At 56.9% G+C, this 19,647-nt stretch carries 17 protein-coding genes and 2 pseudogenes; 13 read left to right on the top strand and 6 right to left on the bottom strand.

Features of this window, described 5'->3' with window-relative positions; genetic code table 11:
- The first annotated feature begins 557 nt into the window (after nucleotides 1–557).
- Complete coding sequence (locus IFT53_RS17420) at nucleotides 558–1,952, top strand: cytochrome ubiquinol oxidase subunit I (protein ID WP_192068160.1); 1,395 nt, start codon at nucleotides 558–560, stop codon at nucleotides 1,950–1,952.
- 1 nt (nucleotide 1,953) lies between these two features.
- Nucleotides 1,954–2,961, top strand: coding sequence for a cytochrome d ubiquinol oxidase subunit II (cydB, locus tag IFT53_RS17415; protein WP_192068159.1), 1,008 nt, complete (start codon nucleotides 1,954–1,956; stop codon nucleotides 2,959–2,961).
- 518 nt (nucleotides 2,962–3,479) lie between these two features.
- Here cydB and IFT53_RS24070 read toward each other — a convergent pair.
- Together IFT53_RS24070 and IFT53_RS17410 are read right to left on the bottom strand one after the other, a co-directional pair.
- Nucleotides 3,480–3,677 carry a hypothetical protein gene (locus IFT53_RS24070; RefSeq protein ID WP_342365866.1) on the bottom strand — a complete coding sequence of 66 codons (198 nt, stop codon included), beginning with the start codon at nucleotides 3,675–3,677 and terminating at the stop codon, nucleotides 3,480–3,482.
- Nucleotides 3,678–3,790: 113 nt separating this feature from the next.
- Nucleotides 3,791–3,997 (bottom strand): annotated as a pseudogene (locus IFT53_RS17410) (SDR family oxidoreductase); the annotation flags it as partial.
- 90 nt (nucleotides 3,998–4,087) lie between these two features.
- Here IFT53_RS17410 and ligD point away from each other — a divergent pair.
- A complete protein-coding gene (gene ligD, locus IFT53_RS17405) occupies nucleotides 4,088–5,140 on the top strand; it encodes a non-homologous end-joining DNA ligase (protein WP_192068156.1) in 1,053 nt (350 codons plus the stop codon).
- A 190-nt stretch (nucleotides 5,141–5,330) separates the two neighbouring features.
- Nucleotides 5,331–5,630: a hypothetical protein gene (locus IFT53_RS17400; RefSeq protein WP_192068218.1), complete on the top strand. Its 300-nt coding sequence runs from the start codon at nucleotides 5,331–5,333 to the stop codon at nucleotides 5,628–5,630.
- Nucleotides 5,631–5,642: 12 nt separating this feature from the next.
- Here IFT53_RS17400 and IFT53_RS17395 read toward each other — a convergent pair.
- The 3 genes and pseudogenes from IFT53_RS17395 to IFT53_RS17385 form a co-directional block, all read right to left on the bottom strand.
- Nucleotides 5,643–5,876: pseudogene (locus IFT53_RS17395) on the bottom strand (dihydrodipicolinate synthase family protein); the annotation flags it as partial.
- A gap of 32 nt (nucleotides 5,877–5,908) precedes the next feature.
- Nucleotides 5,909–6,790 carry an SMP-30/gluconolactonase/LRE family protein gene (locus IFT53_RS17390; protein ID WP_192068154.1) on the bottom strand — a complete coding sequence of 294 codons (882 nt, stop codon included), beginning with the start codon at nucleotides 6,788–6,790 and terminating at the stop codon, nucleotides 5,909–5,911.
- 54 nt (nucleotides 6,791–6,844) lie between these two features.
- Nucleotides 6,845–7,564, bottom strand: a complete 720-nt coding sequence (locus IFT53_RS17385; RefSeq protein WP_192068152.1) for a FadR/GntR family transcriptional regulator — start codon at nucleotides 7,562–7,564, stop codon at nucleotides 6,845–6,847.
- A gap of 298 nt (nucleotides 7,565–7,862) precedes the next feature.
- Between IFT53_RS17385 and IFT53_RS17380 the strand changes: the two genes are divergently transcribed.
- From IFT53_RS17380 to IFT53_RS17355, 6 genes are all read left to right on the top strand, one after another.
- Complete coding sequence (locus IFT53_RS17380; protein ID WP_192068150.1) at nucleotides 7,863–9,812, top strand: ABC transporter substrate-binding protein; 1,950 nt, start codon at nucleotides 7,863–7,865, stop codon at nucleotides 9,810–9,812.
- A 115-nt stretch (nucleotides 9,813–9,927) separates the two neighbouring features.
- Nucleotides 9,928–10,914: an ABC transporter permease gene (locus IFT53_RS17375; protein ID WP_192068149.1), complete on the top strand. Its 987-nt coding sequence runs from the start codon at nucleotides 9,928–9,930 to the stop codon at nucleotides 10,912–10,914.
- A 9-nt stretch (nucleotides 10,915–10,923) separates the two neighbouring features.
- Entirely contained in the window at nucleotides 10,924–12,048 is a 1,125-nt protein-coding gene (locus tag IFT53_RS17370) for an ABC transporter permease (protein ID WP_192068147.1), read from the top strand.
- A gap of 8 nt (nucleotides 12,049–12,056) precedes the next feature.
- Nucleotides 12,057–13,766, top strand: a complete 1,710-nt coding sequence (locus tag IFT53_RS17365; RefSeq protein ID WP_192068145.1) for an ABC transporter ATP-binding protein — start codon at nucleotides 12,057–12,059, stop codon at nucleotides 13,764–13,766.
- Nucleotides 13,767–13,805: 39 nt separating this feature from the next.
- Nucleotides 13,806–14,993, top strand: a complete 1,188-nt coding sequence (locus tag IFT53_RS17360) for a galactarate dehydratase (protein WP_192068144.1) — start codon at nucleotides 13,806–13,808, stop codon at nucleotides 14,991–14,993.
- Complete coding sequence (locus IFT53_RS17355; RefSeq protein WP_446737688.1) at nucleotides 14,929–15,894, top strand: aldose epimerase family protein; 966 nt, start codon at nucleotides 14,929–14,931, stop codon at nucleotides 15,892–15,894. Before IFT53_RS17360 ends, IFT53_RS17355 begins: the two co-directional genes overlap by 65 nt.
- Before the next feature lie 541 nt (nucleotides 15,895–16,435).
- On the opposite strand, the gene IFT53_RS17350 is transcribed toward IFT53_RS17355, so the two are convergent.
- On the bottom strand, nucleotides 16,436–16,720 hold the full coding sequence (locus IFT53_RS17350; RefSeq protein ID WP_192068140.1) for a hypothetical protein: 285 nt from the start codon (nucleotides 16,718–16,720) through the stop codon (nucleotides 16,436–16,438).
- A gap of 393 nt (nucleotides 16,721–17,113) precedes the next feature.
- On the opposite strand from IFT53_RS17350, the gene IFT53_RS17345 reads away from it, so the two are divergent.
- Genes IFT53_RS17345 through IFT53_RS24065 form a run of 3 tightly spaced genes read left to right on the top strand, consistent with a single transcriptional unit; the run spans nucleotide 17,114 to nucleotide 19,577 of the window.
- Entirely contained in the window at nucleotides 17,114–17,707 is a 594-nt protein-coding gene (locus IFT53_RS17345; protein ID WP_192068139.1) for a DUF6088 family protein, read from the top strand.
- A complete protein-coding gene (locus IFT53_RS17340; protein WP_192068137.1) occupies nucleotides 17,700–18,713 on the top strand; it encodes a nucleotidyl transferase AbiEii/AbiGii toxin family protein in 1,014 nt (337 codons plus the stop codon). Before IFT53_RS17345 ends, IFT53_RS17340 begins: the two co-directional genes overlap by 8 nt.
- Before the next feature lie 60 nt (nucleotides 18,714–18,773).
- Nucleotides 18,774–19,577 (top strand): UvrD-helicase domain-containing protein, encoded by an 804-nt coding sequence (locus tag IFT53_RS24065; protein ID WP_342365865.1) that lies wholly within the window; start codon nucleotides 18,774–18,776, stop codon nucleotides 19,575–19,577.
- The last annotated feature ends 70 nt before the right edge of the window (nucleotides 19,578–19,647 follow it).

The raw sequence follows: 19,647 nt of genomic DNA, 5'->3' as shown, positions 1-19,647 counted from the left end.
GCTTAGTCCCGGAGTTGAGTTCCAGAATACCGATAGCTGCCCATGAGAAGTGTGAGCGGACTTTGCACCAAATCTGCGTCGCCTCCGACAAGCCGTCTCTCCGCCCGATAGGACAAAATGCCCAGTGTCCAATTCACGCGACTTAAGTATTCTCCCCATACACCAGCAGATGTCCGCTAAGGCTCGCGGTCATTTCATCAAAATTCCGCAAGGGGGGAAAATGATCAAGAGCGACGGGCAACTTCTAATGGTCGCAATTGGGGTAGCAATAGTCCTCATTATAGCGCTTGGGCTGTTCTCCTGGAAGGTAATTCCCCACATCGGTCAGCCTGACCAACGGGCGAAAGTTACCCTCCAATAAGCGTCCTCGTACTGGTCGTGACGGCAACGTCCAGCGAACATAAGCGCGCGGTTCTTTCATCCGAAACGCACGGCTGAGAGGTTGGCGCTTTCCGAGACATTTTGTCCTAGGACATTATGCCGATTGGCCAGGGCGTGTCCCAATTGTCTAAATTATCGCACGCAAATAATGCCTTAGATAACGCTGAGAAATACACATGACCGCCGAGCTCCTCGCCCGACTGCAATTCGCTTTCACCGTTTCGTTCCATATTATTTTCCCGTCATTCTCGATCGGGCTCGCAAGCTTTCTGGCCGTCCTGAACGCCCAATGGCTGCGCACAGGCGATGAGACCTATCTGATCCTGTTCAACCACTGGAAAAAAATCTTCGCCGTCGCCTTTGCCATGGGGGTCGTCTCTGGGATTGTCATGTCCTATCAGTTCGGAACGAACTGGTCGGTTTTTTCTGACCGGGCCGGACCCGTGATAGGGCCATTGATGGCCTATGAAGTGCTGACCGCTTTCTTCCTCGAAGCCGGATTTCTCGGAATTATGCTGTTTGGGCGCAAGAGGGTTGGTAATGGGCTGCACATGTTTGCAACCGCGATGGTCGCAATTGGAACGCTGATCTCCGCCACCTGGATTTTGTCTGTCAACAGCTGGATGCAAACGCCGACAGGCTACTCGATTGCGCCGAACGGGCAATTCATGCCTGACGACTGGTGGGCCATCATCTTCAACCCTTCCTTTCCCTATCGTCTGGTTCACATGACGCTTGCAGCTTTTTTAACGACAGCGCTGGTGGTTGGGGCGGCCGGAGCATTTCATCTGCGGCGTGAGCCAACAAACATGGCCACCCGTCGCATGTTTTCCATGGCGATGTGGATGCTTGCCCTTGTGGCCCCCATACAAATATTTGCCGGGGATCTACACGGCCTCAACACGCTGGAGCATCAACCAGCAAAGATTATGGCCATGGAAGGCCATTTCGAAAGTCACCCCAACGGCGCTCCCTTGATCCTGTTTGGAATTCCAAACCAGGAGGAGCAAAGAATGGACCATATGATCGCCATTCCCAAGCTCTCAAGTCTGATCCTCAAACATTCTCTGAATGCACCCCTTGATGGGCTGGAAACAATCCCGCGTGAAGATCAACCACCTGTTGCCGTCGTTTTCTGGTCTTTCAGGGTCATGGTGGCACTTGGATTTGCGATGCTCGCGCTTGGCCTGCTTTCGCTGTGGGCCAGGTGGAAGGGCGTTCTTTACAATTCCCGTTGGCTGCATACTGTCGCAATCGTGATGGGACCTGCAGGATTCCTAGCCGTTCTTGCAGGCTGGATCACGACAGAAGTGGGCCGACAGCCCTTTACGATCTACGGCCTGATGCGGACATCGGAGAGCCACTCGGGCCTTGAGGTGCACGCCGTAGCGGTCTCACTTATCGCGTTTATCATCGTCTACTTCTTCGTCTTCGGCGCCGGGACCTTCTACCTTCTACGCATGATAGGGAAAACACCAGGTACGCCAAGGCTCGGCCTGCGAGACGGCCCGATCAGAACGGCGGGCATCACACCTGGCCTGACCGAGAACCCTAAAAATCGTGAGGACTGACATGTTCGGTTTAGAACTATCAACGATATGGGCCGGCATCATCGCCTTCGCAGTTTTGACCTATGTCATATTGGACGGTTTTGATCTTGGCGTAGGAATACTCTTTCCCTTCTCGCGCGATGAACAAGAGCGTGACCTGATGATGAATTCGGTTGCGCCAATCTGGGACGGCAACGAAACCTGGCTTGTTCTTGGAGGCGGCGGCCTTTTTGCAGTTTTCCCGCTTGCCTATGCCGTTATCATGCCGGCTGTTTATATTCCAGTTATCGGGATGCTGCTCGCGCTGGTCTTTCGTGGTGTTTCCTTCGAATACAGATGGCGAACCTCTCGTTGGAGACGGTTGTGGGATCATGCATTTTTCGGGGGATCCCTTGCTGCTGGGTTTTGTCAGGGCCTCATTCTTGGCGCCCTTGTTCAGGGCATTGACGTTCAGGAGCGCGCCTACGTCGGCGGAACCTGGGACTGGCTCACGCCATTTTCCATGCTGGTGGGACTGGCTGTGCCGACGGGCTATGCACTGCTGGGCGCAGCATGGCTGCATATGAAGCTGGCGGGTATGTTACAGGAAAGAATGCGCAAACTGGCCAGAAGATTCGGGTTGGCGACCTTGGCCTTCATGTTGGCAGTCAGCTTCTCGACACCCTATGAAAGCACGACCTACCTTCAAAGGTGGTTTAGCTGGCCAATGAACCTGTGGACAATCGTTGTTCCTATGCTTGTCGTCACGTTGGTCTGGGGCGCGGAACGCGGCCTCACGTTACGCAGAGACGTCTCGCCGTTTCTCTGCTCGCTTGGCCTGTTCGTGGTTGCTTTCATCGGTCTCGGCATCAGCTTTTGGCCATACATAATACCTCCGTCCGTGACCATTGCCGAGGCCGCCGCGCCGGATAAAAGCCTGCAGTTTACGCTTGTCGGAACACTTGTTTTGATCCCAATCATCCTCACCTATACGGCCTATACCTATTGGGTTTTCCGAGGAAAGATCGATCCCGAAGAGGGGTACCACTGATGACCTGGCTTCATCGCCTCGGATGGTTTGTCCTTTTGTGGCTTGGAGGGTTGGCGGCGGTCTCACTGCTTGCGCTGACGATAAGAGCAATGATCGCCTAGCCGGTTGAGGAATGCCACGACGCAATCACAGCTCTGTTCCCGACGATGTTTCGAAATTCGCCCGCTATTCGACGTCGTCATTGTGTTGCGTGTCTGGCCAAACCTCTTAACTGTCGCGTCAGAAATCGAACCGGGCGGCTGGCTTGATCGGGTCTCGAGCTTTCTGGGAACAGCGTCTTACGCAGTCTACGTGCTGCACATCTCACTGCTTGCGTGGACGGTAGTTCTCGTGCCCCGTGCCGGCGACGCAGGCTGGACAATCCCGGCTGGCCTGACCCTGATAGTGGCAACGGTCTTTATCTCATATGCTTTGACCGTATACTTCGACCAACCCCTCCAAACACGAATGAAAAAGCGCCTGAAAACCAGCTCCGTGAGCAACGTTCTTCAAGCGCCTTGAATCTAAGGTATTTTGGCTTACGCCGCGCCAGCGGGGTCACCTATCGGCAAAAGAGCAGGATCAAGCGTAGGATCGTTTGGATTTTTGCTATCGGCCGGGTCTTGAACGGAAGGTGTCGGAGGCTTTTCCTGAACACGGTCTGGAATTCCGGGAGTTGATGTCGGGCCTCGTGGTGAGGATCCTGGATCGGTTGAGAGATCATTGTTATTAGGCATGTTCTACTCCTCGTTGGGGTCGTGCATAAATAACCCGCGCAAGTCACAGGGGTTCCCGAGATTATGAGAGCCATACGAGACACCGCATCGCCGGGGAGCGAATAAGGGCCGTTTTAGGGAGGCAGAAGCCGGAAATCCGCACCTTCCAGCAACAGTTGCCCGCCATCGACTACCATTGTCGTGACGGCTATGTAGCTGGCATCATCTGACGCCAGAAATAGGAAGGCGTTGGCGACGTCTTTTGGTGAGCCGAGGCGGCCAAGCCGGATGGAAACTTTCATATCCTCGATAGAAGCAGGGCTTCTATGCAGTTGGACGGCTTATACCAACTTGTACTCTGATTGGTGAGTATCGAGGACAACATGCACATCGTCACAATGTTATTAAGGTTTTTCTGATGAACTACTCGGATGACGAAGCCTCCCAGATCAAAGCCGCTCCTCCGTGAGACCGAAGCCCCGATCCGCTCCAAGCCGCGCCGCAAGCGAAACCCGGCTCAGCCGCAGCTGCTATTCGATCCCATGCCCGACCGCGTTGAGCCAACACTCGCGCTATTGAAGGCAAAGCCGCCCCAAGGGCCGGAATGGTCCTGGGAGGTAAAATGGGATGGATACCGTCTTGCTGTTCATATCGAACCGCAGGGTGTGCGAGTTCTGACCCGCGGTGGCCATGACTGGACACACCGGTTCCCAGCCATCGAACAAGCGGCACGCGCGCTTGGACCGGCGACGATGATCATCGACGGCGAGGCCGTCATACTCGACGCGGAAGGTCGCTCGGATTTCGGGATGCTGCAGCAATCGCTCGGCGCCTCCGGCAAAGCCGCGGGAAATCGTGCCTCGAATGCCATCCTCTACGCGTTCGATCTTCTTTACCTCGATGGGCATGATCTGCGCGGTATCGAATACCGATCGCGTCGGAACCTGCTCGAGGATACCCTGAAGGACCAGAACGGCGCCATCCAACTCTCGGAAACGATCGACGCTGATCCCATCACCCTGCTCGAGCACACGCGCAGCCTTGGTCTCGAAGGCATTGTCGGCAAGCATCTCGATGCGCCCTACCGATCTGGCCGAACCGGGGATTGGGTGAAACTCAAATGCGTCCAGAGCGAAGCATTTTTCATCGCGGGCTATGAGACCTCAACAGGATCATCCGGTGGCATCGCGTCTCTGGCGCTCGCCGCATATAGCGGTGAAGGACTTGTCTATGTCGGCAACGTCGGCACGGGTTTCAAAGAAACCGAGGCCCTCAAGCTTCGAAAGATGCTCGACAAGCTCCGGTGGAAACAGAAAACGCTACCGGTGGATGACGTTGGAAAGAGCGATATCGTCTGGGTTCATCCGACCTTGATTGCGGAAATCGAGTTTCGGGCGTGGACCGCCGATGGCAAGCTGCGTCATGCCGCGTATAAGGGGCTGCGAGAACGGCAAGATAACGCCGACGTTTTCCGCCATGGCTGAACGTTACGGTAACACTTCAGTTCGAAGGTCAATGACGATTGTTGATTTCCATCTGGTTTTAAGAAGTCTTTCTATTCCGCGTAGGCCACGGGACACGGTGTCGTGAATTGTGCAGCAGCAGTTTTATCCGACGTGAGTGGATCGACGCATTGATGCGACACGCGGCTTGGTTTTTGGGTGGGCAAGGCTCATGCGAAAAAGGGAACTTCTGGTAGGTGGCACCCTCCTGGCCCTGTCCATCGCGGATAAAGGTCAAGGCATGGCGGCGGGTGAGACGGTGGATCTGGCTGCATTACAAGCAAAAATACCGATGGCGAAGGTGGAAGAGGCCATGGGTTCGGTTTGGCATTCGCTATCGCCACCCAAGGCCAACAAGATTGACATCTGGAAAACAGTCACGGCATCGTTGTCTGGATCGACTTTATGGGAACAATCGGCAGTATCGAAGACAATCATCAATGCAAGCTGCGGGTTGAGGGCTTCGCCATAGGACCGATCGCTGTGCAAGGCCACCAACGCCCTTGATTACAGCCTCATAAACGTTCAGGATTTCAACAGGTGTCAACGCGTAGAACTCGCGGTATTACCAGCGGCAACGATGTTGTGGATACCGGCCTTTGCCACGCGACCACAAGCCTCGGCAGTGACGTTGAATGACCTCGCCAGCGCTATCGTAAGCGGTTACTGGCACGCCGGAGACCCCGTGCAGCGCCGCGCAAAAGTCAAATGTCGTCATCGGTTGATCTCCGGAGGTGTTAAAACGTGTCGTCAGACTGAAAATTTGTGAACGACGGCGCCCGAAACGGGTGCGTCAAAGGCGACCAACGTTCCCTTTGTTGTTATTCCATCCGTGTTCGTCACCAGGCTGGTGACGTAGAGGGTTTTAAGGTCCGGGCCGCCGAAGCATGGCATTGTCGGCCCCTTGAACGGCAAGGCGTAGACTTCAAACAATTCGCCATCAGGTGAGAACCGGTTCAACCTGCCAGCTTGAACACCGGCACTCCAATAGCACCCCTCGCTATCGACCGCCGCTCCATCCGGCCTGCCTTCATCCGGCAGAAAGTCATGAAGGCGTTTCGCTGGTCCGAGCGCGCCCGTCTCCACGTCGAAGTCGAAACTTTGAAGCATCAGGCCGCTGCTGTCGGAGTGGTACATGCGCTTTCCATCCGGGCTCCAGGCTAACCCGTTCGATGTCAGCATGTCGCCGTCGATGACGCATTCAACATTGCCGGTTGACGAAACGCGGTAGAGGCGAGCATTACCCGTTGGCGTTTCGGCTTCATCTCTTGTGCCAACCCAGAAGTGACGATCCGGGCCGACCTTCCCATCATTTAGCCTGCTATCTGCACGCCCACCGTCCGGATCGCAAAAAAAATCGAGCGTGCCGGTCTTGGGATCGAAGAGATGAACCCCGGTCTTGAGAGCTGCGACAATCAGGCCGCCCTCACACAGACCCAGGCATCCAATCTGCGCTGGCATATCGTAACGGTCGAGTTTTCCATTAGAGGTTAGACGGAACATTGCGGGAGCGAGAATATCTACGAACCAAAGATCGCCGCTCCGCTCGTCCCATGTGGGCGATTCACCCACGCGCAATGGTGCTTCTATCAATGTGCGGATGCTGGGTTCGATTATGCGCGGTTGGTTCAAGAATTTTCCTCCGTCATTCGTGTTGCGTCGTTTATCAGGACTTCTGGTCATGCATCAGCCTCCCACACCTTGAAACATCCTCGCGCGTGCCTTGAGGATGTGGTCCTTCATCGCGTCGTAAGCGGACTGGTCTCGGCGCGAGAAAATAGCTTCAACGATGGCGGTGTGCTCGTTCTGCACCTCGCGAACGTGCTGGGGCGTGCGTTTGAGACTGAGACTGCGGGTCACGGATTGGCCGATGGAAAAATGGGGTTTGAACCAAGAACGCACCGTGATGTGGAACTGGTTGTGGCTCGCCTTTGCAATGGCCTCATGCAGCGCGAAGTCTTCCTCTGCGCCAAGGTCGCCTCGATCGAGACACAGTTCCAGGGCGGCAATTGCCTGCTCGATTCGCGTTCTATCGACCTGTTGCCAGTTGCGCGCTGCCAATTCCGCAGCGGATGCTTCCAGGCCGGATCTGAACTCGAAGAAGCGTTGTACGTCGGCCAGGGAGCCCACAGGAACCTGTTGCAACACGGAGGAATCAGGGCGTTGTCGCACATAGGAACCCGAGCCCTTTTGCGAAACGATGAGATCGTCGTTGCGCAGTCGTTCCAATGCTTCTCTGACAACAGGTCGGGAAGCGCCAAACATTGAAGCGAGGCTTTGTTCGGCAGGCAGTCGCTCGTTCAGGGCGAAGCGCCCATCTGTGATCATCCCCACGATCTTCTCGTAGACGATGTCACTCAAACGGGTCTCATTTCGAGAAGGCGCAGGCGTTATCAGATTATTCATCGAAGCAACCTTGCTGTCTACCATTGACGTTATGCAGCTTTTCATCCCCTAGCTTGTTTTGGCGCCTTATCGGTTGGCCTTGGACGGTAAGAATTACCCTTAAGCTCGCTACGCGTAGATTTCTGATACAAACTCCATAAATAAAAAATCTGTAAAAATCTGTCAATACTTGTAATCATCTGAAAACGCTCATATGGTCCGGGTGCCGATGGAGGATTGGCATGCTGGCTGGCCGGGAGGGCCTTTGCGATGGGGTGAAAGCCGCATCGCTGCCGGTCAACTTATGGGAGGATAATCGATGAGCGATGGGGAACTGTTGTCGCCAAGCGTGACACGCCGTACCTTTGTAGCCGGACTTGGAGGCGTCGCCGCCATGTCGCTGATGGGCGGCTCAGCCCTTGCGGCAGCGGGCAAGGAAGCGCCAGCCCTTGCGGCATTGGTCAAGGATGGCAAGCTGCCGCCACTGGCCGAACGACTGCCGAAAAATCCGATGGTGGTGACACCGCTTGAAAAGACCGGCACCTATGGCGGAACGCTGCGTCGCGGACTTCGCGGCTCATCGGATCATAACGGCATCTTGCGCATGGTCGGCAATCAGAGCCTCGTGCGCTGGAACATGGACTTCACGGAGGTCCTGCCGAACCTTGCCACAAAATGGGAGGTGAACGACAACGCCACCCAGTTTACCTTCCATCTGTTGCAGGGTGCCAGATGGTCGGATGGTCATCCCTTCACCGCAGATGACGTGGTTTTCGCAATCGAGGACTGCATCAAGAACAAGGAGCTTTACAGCGCCACGCCGGCCCAGCTTGCGGTTGCAGGCAAGGCGGTTGACGTTGAAAAGATTGACGATTTCACGGTCAAGTTCACCTTTGCTGCACCCAACGCGCTCTATCTGGAAAACCTTGCCACGCCGCTTGGCCAGCACCCCACCATGTTTGCCAAGCATTATTGCAGCAAGTTTCTGCCGAAATACAATACGGGGCTTGATGCCGAGGTCAAAGCCGCTGGCGTTTCCAGCTGGACCGAGCTTTTCCGCGCCAAATGCGGCGATATCGAAATCCCCTCGCGCTGGTCGAATGTCGATAAGCCGACGCTGGACCCCTGGGTGGTCAAGGAACCCTATTCCGGTGGGGCCACCCGTGTCGTCATGACGCGCAATCCCTACTTCTGGCAGGTGGATACCGAAGGCAACCAGCTGCCCTATATTGACGAGGTCAATTTCGGCATCTCGCAGGATGTCGAATCCCTGATGCTCAACGTCATCTCCGGCAAGATCGACATTCAGGAACGCCATATCAGCGTTCTCGCCAACAAGCCGACGCTGTCGCAAAACATGAAGAAGGGTGATTATCGCCTGTTGACGCTGGTGCCATCGGCGGCTCAGCAGTGCCAGATTTATCTCAACATCACCCACAAAGACCCGGCGATGCGCAAGATGTTTGCCGACAAGTCCTTCCGTCAGGCGCTGTCGATTGCGCTCAACCGCCAGGAAATCATCGATATTGTCTATTTCGGACAAAGCGAGGGTTATCAGGCCGGTCCGCGCCCGACACACCCGTGGTATCACGAGAAGCTGGCACGCCAGAACGTCGAATACGATGCCGAAAAGGCCAATGCGCTTCTGGACAAGGCCGGTTACGACAAGAAAAACGGCAATGGCATGCGCCTGCGCCCGGATGGTCAGCCGGTGTTCTTCTCCATCGATGTCATCCCGACGCTCTACCCCGATCTGGTCGATGCGCTGGAACTGGTGAAGGCGCAATGGGCGCAGATCGGCGTCGATATCAAGGTCAACACCATCGAGCGCGCGCTCTATTACACCCGCGGCGATGACAACGCCCATGACGCTGCCGTCTGGCCCGGTCCCGGGGGTCTCGATCCGATGCTCGATCCACGCGATTTCTTTGCCTTTCACCCGCAGGGCTCACGCTATGCCATTCCGTGGGCGCTCTGGTACACATCCAACGGCCAGAAGGGCGAGGAACCGCCGGAAAGCCAGAAGCAGCGCTTCAAGCTGTTTGATGAGGCCCGCTCAACCGCTGACCTTGCCAAGCGCGGCGAGGCGATGAAGAAGATCTTCGACATTGCGGCGGAAGAGTTCGAGACAATCGGCCTTTGCCTTGCGGTGGGCGGTTTTGGCATCATCCGCAACAATCTGCGCAATGTTCCGGAAAAGGAACCGGATAGCTGGTCGTGGCCAAACCCCGGCCCGGCGTTGCCGCAGCAGTTTACCTTCACAAGCTGACGTCATAAGGGCGCCGCCGTCTCGAGGCGGCGCCACCTCTCAACGTGTTCGACACCCGCGATTCGCCTCCACCGTGAAGGATAGGCATCGCGTATCCTGTGATTGCGAGAGCGACATGCTGCTTTTCATCGTCAAACGGCTGCTTTGGATGATTCCGTCCCTGTTCGCCGTCAGTTTTCTGGCCTTCGTGCTGATCCAGTTGCCGCCCGGCGACTACGTGACAACCTACATCGCCACGCTGGCCGCCTCCAATGAGGTCATCGACCACAACACGGCGGCGCAATTGCGTGAGCGTTTCGGCCTCGATGACCCGCTGATACTGCAATATCTGAAATGGATTTGGGGCATCGTCAGCCGTGGTGATTTCGGCATTTCCTTTGAGTGGCAACAGCCGGTCTCCGGCCTCATCTGGGAACGCATGGCGCTGACGCTGGTGCTGGCTGTCGCAAGCCTTCTGGCCACATGGGCCATCGCGCTTCCCATCGGCGTCTTCTCCGCCGTGCGCAAATATTCGATTGGCGATTATCTCTTCACGGCCTTTTCCTTCTTCGGCCTTTCGGTGCCGTCCTTCCTTCTGGCGCTGGTGCTTATGTATGTGGCGGCGGTTGAATTCGGGGCCGACGTCGGTGGGCTGTTTTCGCCGGAATATGAAATGGAGGCCTGGAGCATCGGCAAAATGATCGATCTCATGGCCCATATCTGGCTGCCGGTGGCCATTCTTGCCGTGTCTTCCACCGCAAGTCTCATCCGCGTCATGCGCGCCAATATGCTGGATGAATTGCCCAAGCCCTATGTCACCACGGCACGCGCCAAGGGCCTGTCGGAGTTTCGGCTGCTGACCAAATATCCTTTGAGAATTGCGCTCAACCCCTTCATCTCCACCATTGCCTGGCTTCTGCCCAACCTCATTTCAGGCTCGGTCGTCGTTGCCATCGTGCTTAACCTGCCCACCGCAGCACCGCTTCTTTTGCAGTCGCTGATGGCGCAGGACATGTATCTCGCCGGCGCATTCGTGCTCCTTATTTGTGCGCTGACGCTGATCGGATCGCTCATCAGCGACATACTCCTTGCGCTGGTCGATCCGCGCATCCGTCTCGAATAGGAGGGCGTCATGAGTGACATTGCCATCACCACCGCTGTTCGCCCAGACCGCGCCGCCGTTGCCTCGCAATGGCAGCTGATCTGGTGGGCGTTCAAACGCCACCGCCTTGCCATGGCGGCACTGTTCATCACCCTTGCCATGTACATGGTGGCACTCGTGCCCGGCTTCTTCGCCATCAATGATCCGGTGCTGCAAAATGCGCGCACAACCTTCTATCCGCCGCAACGGGTGCATCTGCTGGATACGACGGACGGATTTTCTATCGGCTTGCATTATTATCCGCTCAAGCTGACGCGCGATCCTGAAACGCTGGCGGCGATTTTCGTGGAAGATACGGGCAAGAAAATCTCGATTGAGCTGTTCGGGCGCGGTTACGAATACACAGTCCTTGGCCTCTTCAACACCAATATCCACCTGCTGGCCTCCACCGACAAGACGCGCCCTCTCTTTCTGTTCGGGGCGGATCGGCTGGGCCGCGATGTCTATAGCCGCGTCATACAGGGCTCGCAGATTTCGCTCTCCATCGGTCTCGTCGGTGTCTTCTTCTCGCTGCTTCTCGGCGTCGTCTTAGGGGGCATCTCCGGCTATTATGGCGGGCGCATCGATTTCGTCATGCAGCGCGTCATCGATTTCGTGCTGTCGCTGCCCACCATTCCCATCTGGCTTGCCATGGCAGCCGCCTTGCCGCAGGGTTGGCCCGCAACGCTGCAATATATGATGATCACCATCATCCTGTCGCTGACCGGGTGGGCGCAGCTTGCCCGCGTGGTGCGTGGCCGGTTCCTGTCGCTTCGAACAGAGGAGTTCGTCGCAGCCGCCCGGCTGGATGGGGTGCCGGAAAGCCGCATCATCTTCCGCCACATGCTGCCCAGTTTCTCCAGCCACATCATCGCGTCCGTCACGCTAGCCGTTCCCGCGATGATTCTGGCCGAAACATCCCTGTCGTTTCTCGGTCTGGGCCTGCAACCGCCCACCATTTCCTGGGGTGTGCTGCTTCGTGAGGCACAGAACATCCGCTCCATCGCAACGGCTCCGTGGCTCTTCTTCCCCGGTGTGGCCGTCGTCGTCGCCGTCATGGCGCTCAACCTGCTGGGTGACGGTCTGCGCGATGCAGCCGATCCCTACAACAAGTGAGGCCACCGATGAGCGATATCCACTCGATCAAGCCTGCCCGCCCGCTTCTGGAAGTCCGCAATCTGGTCACGGAATTTCCGGTGCGCAACGGCGTGTTCCGTGCCGTCAACGATCTCTCGTTTTCGATTGATCCCGGCAAGACACTGTGTGTGGTGGGAGAAAGCGGCTCGGGCAAGTCCGTCACGGCCCGTTCCATTCTGCAGATCATCGATAGCCCCGGTTCCATCACCTCGGGCTCGATCGTTCTCAACCGTCCTGACGGAACGTCGCTCGATCTGGCAAAGCTGGATCCGCGCAGCCGCGCCATCCGTTCGGTGCGCGGTGCTGCTATCGCCATGATCTTTCAGGAACCGATGTCGTCTCTGTCGCCTGTTCACACGGTTGGTGACCAGATCACCGAAGTGTTGCGGCTGCATCTGAAAATGAGCAAAGCGCAGGCCCGTACCGAAGCAATCGAGTTGCTGCGGCAGGTCGAAATCCCCAACCCGGAAACCGCGCTGGACAAATACGCCTTCCAGTATTCCGGCGGTATGCGCCAGCGTGCCATGATTGCCATGGCGCTGGCCTGCAAACCACAACTGTTGATCGCCGACGAGCCGACAACCGCGCTTGATGTGACCACACAGGCCGAGATTCTGGACCTCATCGCACGGCTGCAAAAGGCCCACGGCATGGCCGTTCTGTTCATCACCCATGATATGGGGGTGGTGGCGCAGATTGCCGATGACGTGCTGGTCATGCACCACGGTGTTGCCAAGGAATACGGCACCGTCGAGCAGATTTTCCACAGCCCGCAGGACCCCTATACGCGCATGCTGATCGGCTCTGTTCTCAAGCTCGAACAGAAAGCGGAAATACGGCTTGCCCGCCCGCCGCTCGATCTGACCGCTCAGCCCATTCTCGAGGTCAAAAACCTGTCGATGCACTTCGGCGAGATGAAAGCGCTCGACGGCGTATCCATCAAGCTGTTACCCGGCGAAACGCTTGGCATTGTCGGGGAAAGCGGTTCCGGCAAGACGACCATGGGCCGCTCCATCATGCGGCTTTACGATCCGACCGGCGGCGAAATGCTTTACCGCAAGGTGGATGGAACGGTGGTCGATCTGGCCAAGATCGAAGGTAAAGAATTGAAAGCTGCACGGCGTGAGCTGCGCATGGTGTTTCAGGACCCGTTCGGATCGCTCAATCCGCGCATGACGGTGGCGCAGGTCATCGGTGAGCCGCTTCTGGTCAACGGTATCGCCAAGGGCAAGGAGCTGGATGAGCGGGTCTGCGCACTGATGGAACAGGTTGGCCTCGACCCTGCGGGACGTGAACGTTACCCGCATGCGTTTTCCGGCGGTCAGCGCCAGCGCATCGGCATTGCCCGCGCCATTACGCTGAGACCCCGCATCATTGTTGCCGATGAGGCGACATCGGCGCTGGATGTGTCGGTTCGCTTCCAGGTGCTGGATCTGCTCATGCGGCTTCAGGACGAGCTTGGCCTCGCCTATATCTTCATCAGCCATGATATCGGCGTCATCCGCTACATGTGTGACCGCGTCGGCGTCATGTATCGCGGCAAGCTGGTGGAAGTGGGTGATGCCGAAAAGGTCTGCAACGCACCCGATCATGCCTATACGCAGGCATTGCTGTCGGCCATTCCGCGCCCTGATCCGCGTGACAGGGATCGCACCCGGCGCTTCCGGTACATCGAGCCCGCTATCAAAGCTGGTTGATGAGCGCAGATTGGCAAAATCCATGAGGAACACAAAAGCATGAAAATCGATCGCATGCGGGTATTCGTCACCCGCGACAAGGACCGCCCACGTGTCGTCGCGGCATTGGATACCGATGACGGGCTGACGGGCTGGGGTGAGTGCTACAATCACGGCCCGGATCTGGCTCTACCGCCCATTCTGGATTACCTCTATAATTTCCTTGCAGGGCAGGACCCGACGCGGGTGGAGTATCTCTACAATCTCATGCTCCAGCAGAACCGCTTTCCGCCCGGCGCGCTCGGCTTGTCGGCCATGTCGGCGCTCGACCATTGCCTTTGGGATCTCGCCGCCAAGGCTGCCGGCGTTCCGGTCTACAAGTTGCTCGGTGGTGAGGTGCGGGACAGGGTCAAGGTCTATGCCGGTGTCTACACGGCACCGGATGCGCCTGCCGCAAAGGAAGAATTCGACCGGTTGAATGAAGAATGGGGCTTCACGGCCTTCAAGCTCAGCCCATGGCGTCTCGATATCCACGCCCACCGCTGGGGCGAGGTGGTGCGCAGTTCTGCGGAATATTTCCGCTCGCTGCGGGAAACGGTCCGCTCCGATTACGATATCGCTTTCGATGCCCACGCCAAGATTTTTGAACCGGCAGCGGCGCGCCAGCTCGGCAACGCGCTTGCCCCTTACGATCCGCTGTTTTTCGAAGAGCCGTTGCGGCCGGAGAATATCGAGATGTGGGGAGATTTGAAGCAGGGTTTGAACTGCACGCTGGCAACCGGCGAGAGCCTTTATCATCGCAATGAATTTCTGCGCCTGCTGCAAGTCAAAGGTGCCGATATCATCCAGCCTGATATCTGTGTCGTGGGCGGTATGTCGGAGATGCGCCGCATCGCCACGCTTGCTGAAGCGCATTTCGTCAGCGTCGCGCCGCACAATCCCATGGGGCCGCTGGCAACGGCGGTTAATGTGCACTTTTCCGCTGCCCAGCAGAATTTCCGTATTCTGGAATATCGTCTGCCAAAGGGCCAATGCTATGTCTATGGCGGCACGGATCTCGAAAAGCGCGAGGACGAGACCCGTTATGTGGTCGATCCCTATCTGCCAAAGGATGGCTACCTCGAGCTGAGGCCGGATCGTCCGGGCTGGGGCGTGGAGATGGATGAAAAGGCCATGCAGGAAGATGGCTATGTGCACTGGCAGCGGCGCGTTCCAAAAAGACCCGACGGCTCCTATGCCTTCGCCTGACGAGGTAAGCATTGCAAGCGGGCCGCTATCTGCCCGCTTCCGTCCAGAGTGGGGTGGGCGCATGACGCATCTTACCCATGCAGAATGGGGCGACATCCTCGTTCCAACGCACGAGGATCGTTTCGAGCCCGACAGTTGGCCTCGTGCCGGAGGGTATCCACTCGTCCCCTATCATAACCGAATTTACAATTCACGGTTCGCTCATGCGGGCGCATGGTACTCGCTTTGCCCACATCCCGCGCTCGCGCCCGATGCCATTCACGGACCTGCTCACCGCCGTCCCTGGAGCGTTGCGGCCCAAGCAAACGACCGCGTTCTTCTTCAACTGGACTATGACGCGGATGACGAGTGGCCATTCTCGTTTCGTGCGGAACAGCAGTTCCTGCTGGAGCCCAACCAACTGGTGGTGGAGCTGGCAATCACCAACCTGTCCGGTAGGACCGCCCCAGTCGGTATCGGCTGGCATCCCTATATTGCTGCACCACTTCATTCTCCTGCGGAAACGGACGGGAAATTCGAATATCAGCTTGATGACCTAAATGTTCCGACTTCTCATCTCCCCCAGCCCCGTTCAGAGGTCATCATTCCGGCGACGAGTGGCTACACCTTGCATTTTGCCGATTGGACAAGAGCGAATGTGCGGCTTGACAAGGCATCGCTGCTTCTGAAGGCGGATCCGGTGTTCGGGCATCTTGCAGTTCATCGGATGGAAAACTACCTCTGCATTGAGCCTGTTTCCATGGCGGCGGGCGTTCTTGCCCTGTCTGAGCGGAATCGAACGGACAGAGGCTTGAGGATATTGCCGCATGGTGGTTGCCTGTCTGGTCGCATCACCTTGTCGATCAAACCAAACGGTGATGAAACACCACCAACACTTGGTGCTGCGATGTGGAGGATGTGACCTCGCTAGCAACGCTCGTTTAGGGAATGACCAAACATCCTCATATCTTGATTTTCAATTGACCCAATTGAGAGGGACACCCGACACAGCTTCGTGTTCGGGACACGGTGTAAGTTTTGCCTGTGCCAGGAGGTCCGTAGTAAATCCGGTTTAACGGACCGCGCGACTTCAAGTCCGTGTCGGATGCATCCTTGTCCTCATCCGGGATGACGTCTCTGTCGGCTTGAAGCTGATCAGGCCAACGGCCCACACGGTTTGGGATCTCGGGTAGCAAGCCCTCCGCGACCAATGAGGCCTCTGACAACGCTTCCTCCAATTCGGAAAGAAGCTCGTCGGTCAGAGGACGGCGGCGGTAAGCTTCGATGGCGTTGAGGCCTCTTCGGAGGGAAAGCGTGCGACGGGTCTTGCCTTGGATAGTGCCTAGAACGGCGTTTGCACGATCGGTTTGGGGTTCCTTCCAACCAAAACGGGCCTGCACTCCGTGAGAGATGTGCCACCAGTCGAGTCCGAGATCGTGTGCGAGTCTGCCGAGCCTGCAGAACTATTCGACCGTATAAGCGAGGTTGGTGGGGGCATCTTTGCGGGGGTAGATTTTTGCCCAATTGTATCGAGCGAAGTTTCCAGCCTGGTTCGTCGGGCTCTTTCTGAGTTTCACACGGGCGGCTGGGCCTAATCGACCAGCGAGCTTTTCGGCCCACTGCCCCGTGAGCTCATATGCCGACTTGAGAGAGGCATGAGCAGTCTGATGGGTTTCGTTCGTTTTATCCATGTTTACGCCATCCCACTCTCGCAATAGAGAAAAATGGTCGTCGGTGAAAAAAGCCATTTGAAAAACCTTACATCGCGCGCGGAAATCTCGATTGCACGATATCTACAGTCACAACTGTAAAGACTTACCAAAGGCAACTCGGGGGTGCGTACGAAAACTTGGACCATCAGGAGGTAGTTGATGTATTCATATCCCGACAGATTTCCAGCCGTTGAGCTTTACATCAGGCTTGGTAAGCGGGTTAAGGCTACCATTCCCCAGCTAGGCTACGCTATGGCTGAACTCGAAGCCTGTCGATATGCAATCATATATCGTCGATGGGCGACGACGTCTGGGAACCTTACACTGGTCCAGTATCAATCATGCACCATGCGCGCTTCTCACTATGAGTAGCGGACTCACATTGCAAAATGTCAGAAAACTGCGTATATTTCTGACAGGAGAATTGCCATGCAACGACTGACAACACAGATCATGGCCCATGCCGAACAGCTGCCCGAAGGAACGGCGCTGTCTGCGAAGGCCTTACTGCATTTGGGAAACCGTGCTGCGGTAGACCAGGCACTGTCACGTCTATATGAACGCGGCGAGCTCGTTCGGGCAGGCCGGGGGATCTATCTGAAGGCGATCAAGAGCCGCTTCGGAAGCCGCCCGCCAACGGTCGAGCAAGCTGTCGAAGCCATCGCGCACCAGCGTGGCGAGGTCATCGTGTCGAATGGTGCTGCGGCTGCGAACTCGCTGGGGCTATCCACTCAGGTTCCGATCCGGTCCGTCTACTTCACATCCGGCCGCAGCCGAACCATGACTGTCGGTAGCCAGACAGTCGAGCTGAAGCACGTGCCACGCTGGCAACTCGCCTTGGCAAACAAGCCTGCCGGCCTGGCTGTCCGCGCGCTGGCATGGCTTGGTCCGGAAAAGGTCGAAGAGGCACTTCCGAGTATCAAGCGGAAGCTTTCGGCCGAGGCATTCGGGGAACTGGTTGCCGCCGCCCCCCAGTTTCCCAGCTGGCTTGCCCGCAGTGTCGGAAAGGCCGCTTATGGCTGAGCAGTTTTTGCGATTGTCTCGGGAAGACCGACAAGAAGTCCTTGCGATCGCGGCGGACAAAGCCAAACGGCCGATCCACCTCCTGGAAAAAGACGCGTGGGTCGTCTGGGCGCTGCAGACCCTTTACGGAACGACGCTCGGTGACCACCTCGTCTTCAAAGGCGGCACGTCCCTCTCGAAAGCATACAACGCCATCCGCAGATTTTCAGAGGATGTCGACCTGACCTACGATATCCGTCAGCTCGCAAATGATTTCGTGGGCGAGAATGAGGAGGCATTGCCCGAATCCAGAAGCGAGGAAAAGCGTTGGTCGAGCGAAGTCCGCAAGCGCTTGCCGATCTGGGTATCCGAGACCGTGGGCCCGCTCATTGTCGATGCGATCGACGCCCAGTTGCTTCCGGCTACCATAAGGATCAACGCCGACAAGCTATTCATCGACTACGAGGCAGTTGCTGGAGGATCCGGCTATGTCGCGCCAAGCGTAATGCTGGAGTTTGGAGCTCGATCGACCGGAGAGCCGGCAAGCGTTCGCGAGATTTCATGCGACGCTGCAGGCCTTGTAGATGGCATTGAGTTTCCCACAGCAAGGCCGCGGGTCATGCATGCCGAACGCACGTTCTGGGAAAAGGCGACGGCAATCCACGTCTTCTGTCTGCAGGAACGCCTCCGCGGAGAGCGCTTTTCACGCCACTGGCACGATATCGTTCGTCTCGACGATATAGGCATCGCCGACAGCGCAATCGCTGATTGCGACCTGGCCAAGTCGGTAGCACAACACAAATCGATGTTTTTTGCCGAGAAAGCGGCTGACAGAACGCCGATCGACTATGAAGCCGCCGTGGGCGGAGGGCTGCAGCTGACACCTACCGGCGAAGGAAGGGCGGCTCTCGAACAGGACTACGCCCGAATGCTAGATGATGGCCTCATTCTCGATGAGGCAGAGACCTTCGACGAACTCCTCGCACGATGCGAGAAAATCCAAGACAAGGCCAATGCCAGCCGCTGAGAAAAGCGACCACGATCGCGGGAAGCCAACAGAAATGACAAGTTCCGCGATGGCCGACCCGTGATTTTCAACCGCTACACCACCTATCGGCACAGCATTTTCGCCCGTCTGCTTCCTTCCGGCAGGTGGAAACTCCGGCTACCGACCGCGACCGCGGGGTTCGTCGAGCTGCACACCGGAACACGGGTCGAGCTGCCGTGCTTGGACATTACTGCGATCGGAATCAAAAAGGCCCTGCTTTGGCACACGGTCGAAATCCGCACGCGCAGTCATGTCGAAAGTCTATCGTGCCTCGGCGAGGAGGTGGCAAGCCGGATCGCGAACGAACTTCAAAGGTTCATCAATCGCTACCTGCTCGAACTGATCGGATCGGATCAGGAGGCTTTGAAAGAGGTAGATGCGAAACTCGAGCCATTGATAGACGGAAAGCGGCAATACCTGGCACAGGCGGATCTGGCGCAAGCCATCGCGAGCGTTTCTGGCCCGGCAGCCGAAGCACTTTCTCATCCATTATTCGATGCCGACGGCATAACCGCGACCATGGAAGCCAATCTTCCACGGTTCCTCTCTTTCCTGACCGATCCCGACAGGCGCTATCTTTACAATAATGAATTTGTTGCAACCGAGCTCACCAGATATGCCCCCTTCGACGATCTTGATCGCCGATCGTTGTCCGGCCAACAGAGGGAGTCCTGTATTCGGTTGGAGGATAGTGGTCTCCTGATCGCGTCTGCAGGGTCAGGCAAGACGGCGACAATGGTTGGCAAGGTTGCCTATGTGCTGGACAACGGACTGTATCAGGCAGAGGAAATCCTTGTTCTCGCCTACAACAGGACCGCCGCTGAAGAGCTAAGGAACGAATAGCTCATCAGCTTGGCGTCCGGCGGATCTGCAGTGCAAGGTCACGACTTTTCATGCTCTCGGTCGGGGCATC

The organism is Rhizobium sp. CFBP 13644, assembly GCF_014842165.1.
In the GTDB taxonomy this organism is placed as follows: domain Bacteria; phylum Pseudomonadota; class Alphaproteobacteria; order Rhizobiales; family Rhizobiaceae; genus Agrobacterium; species Agrobacterium tumefaciens_C.
This window is presented reverse-complemented; position numbering and strand designations above follow the sequence as displayed.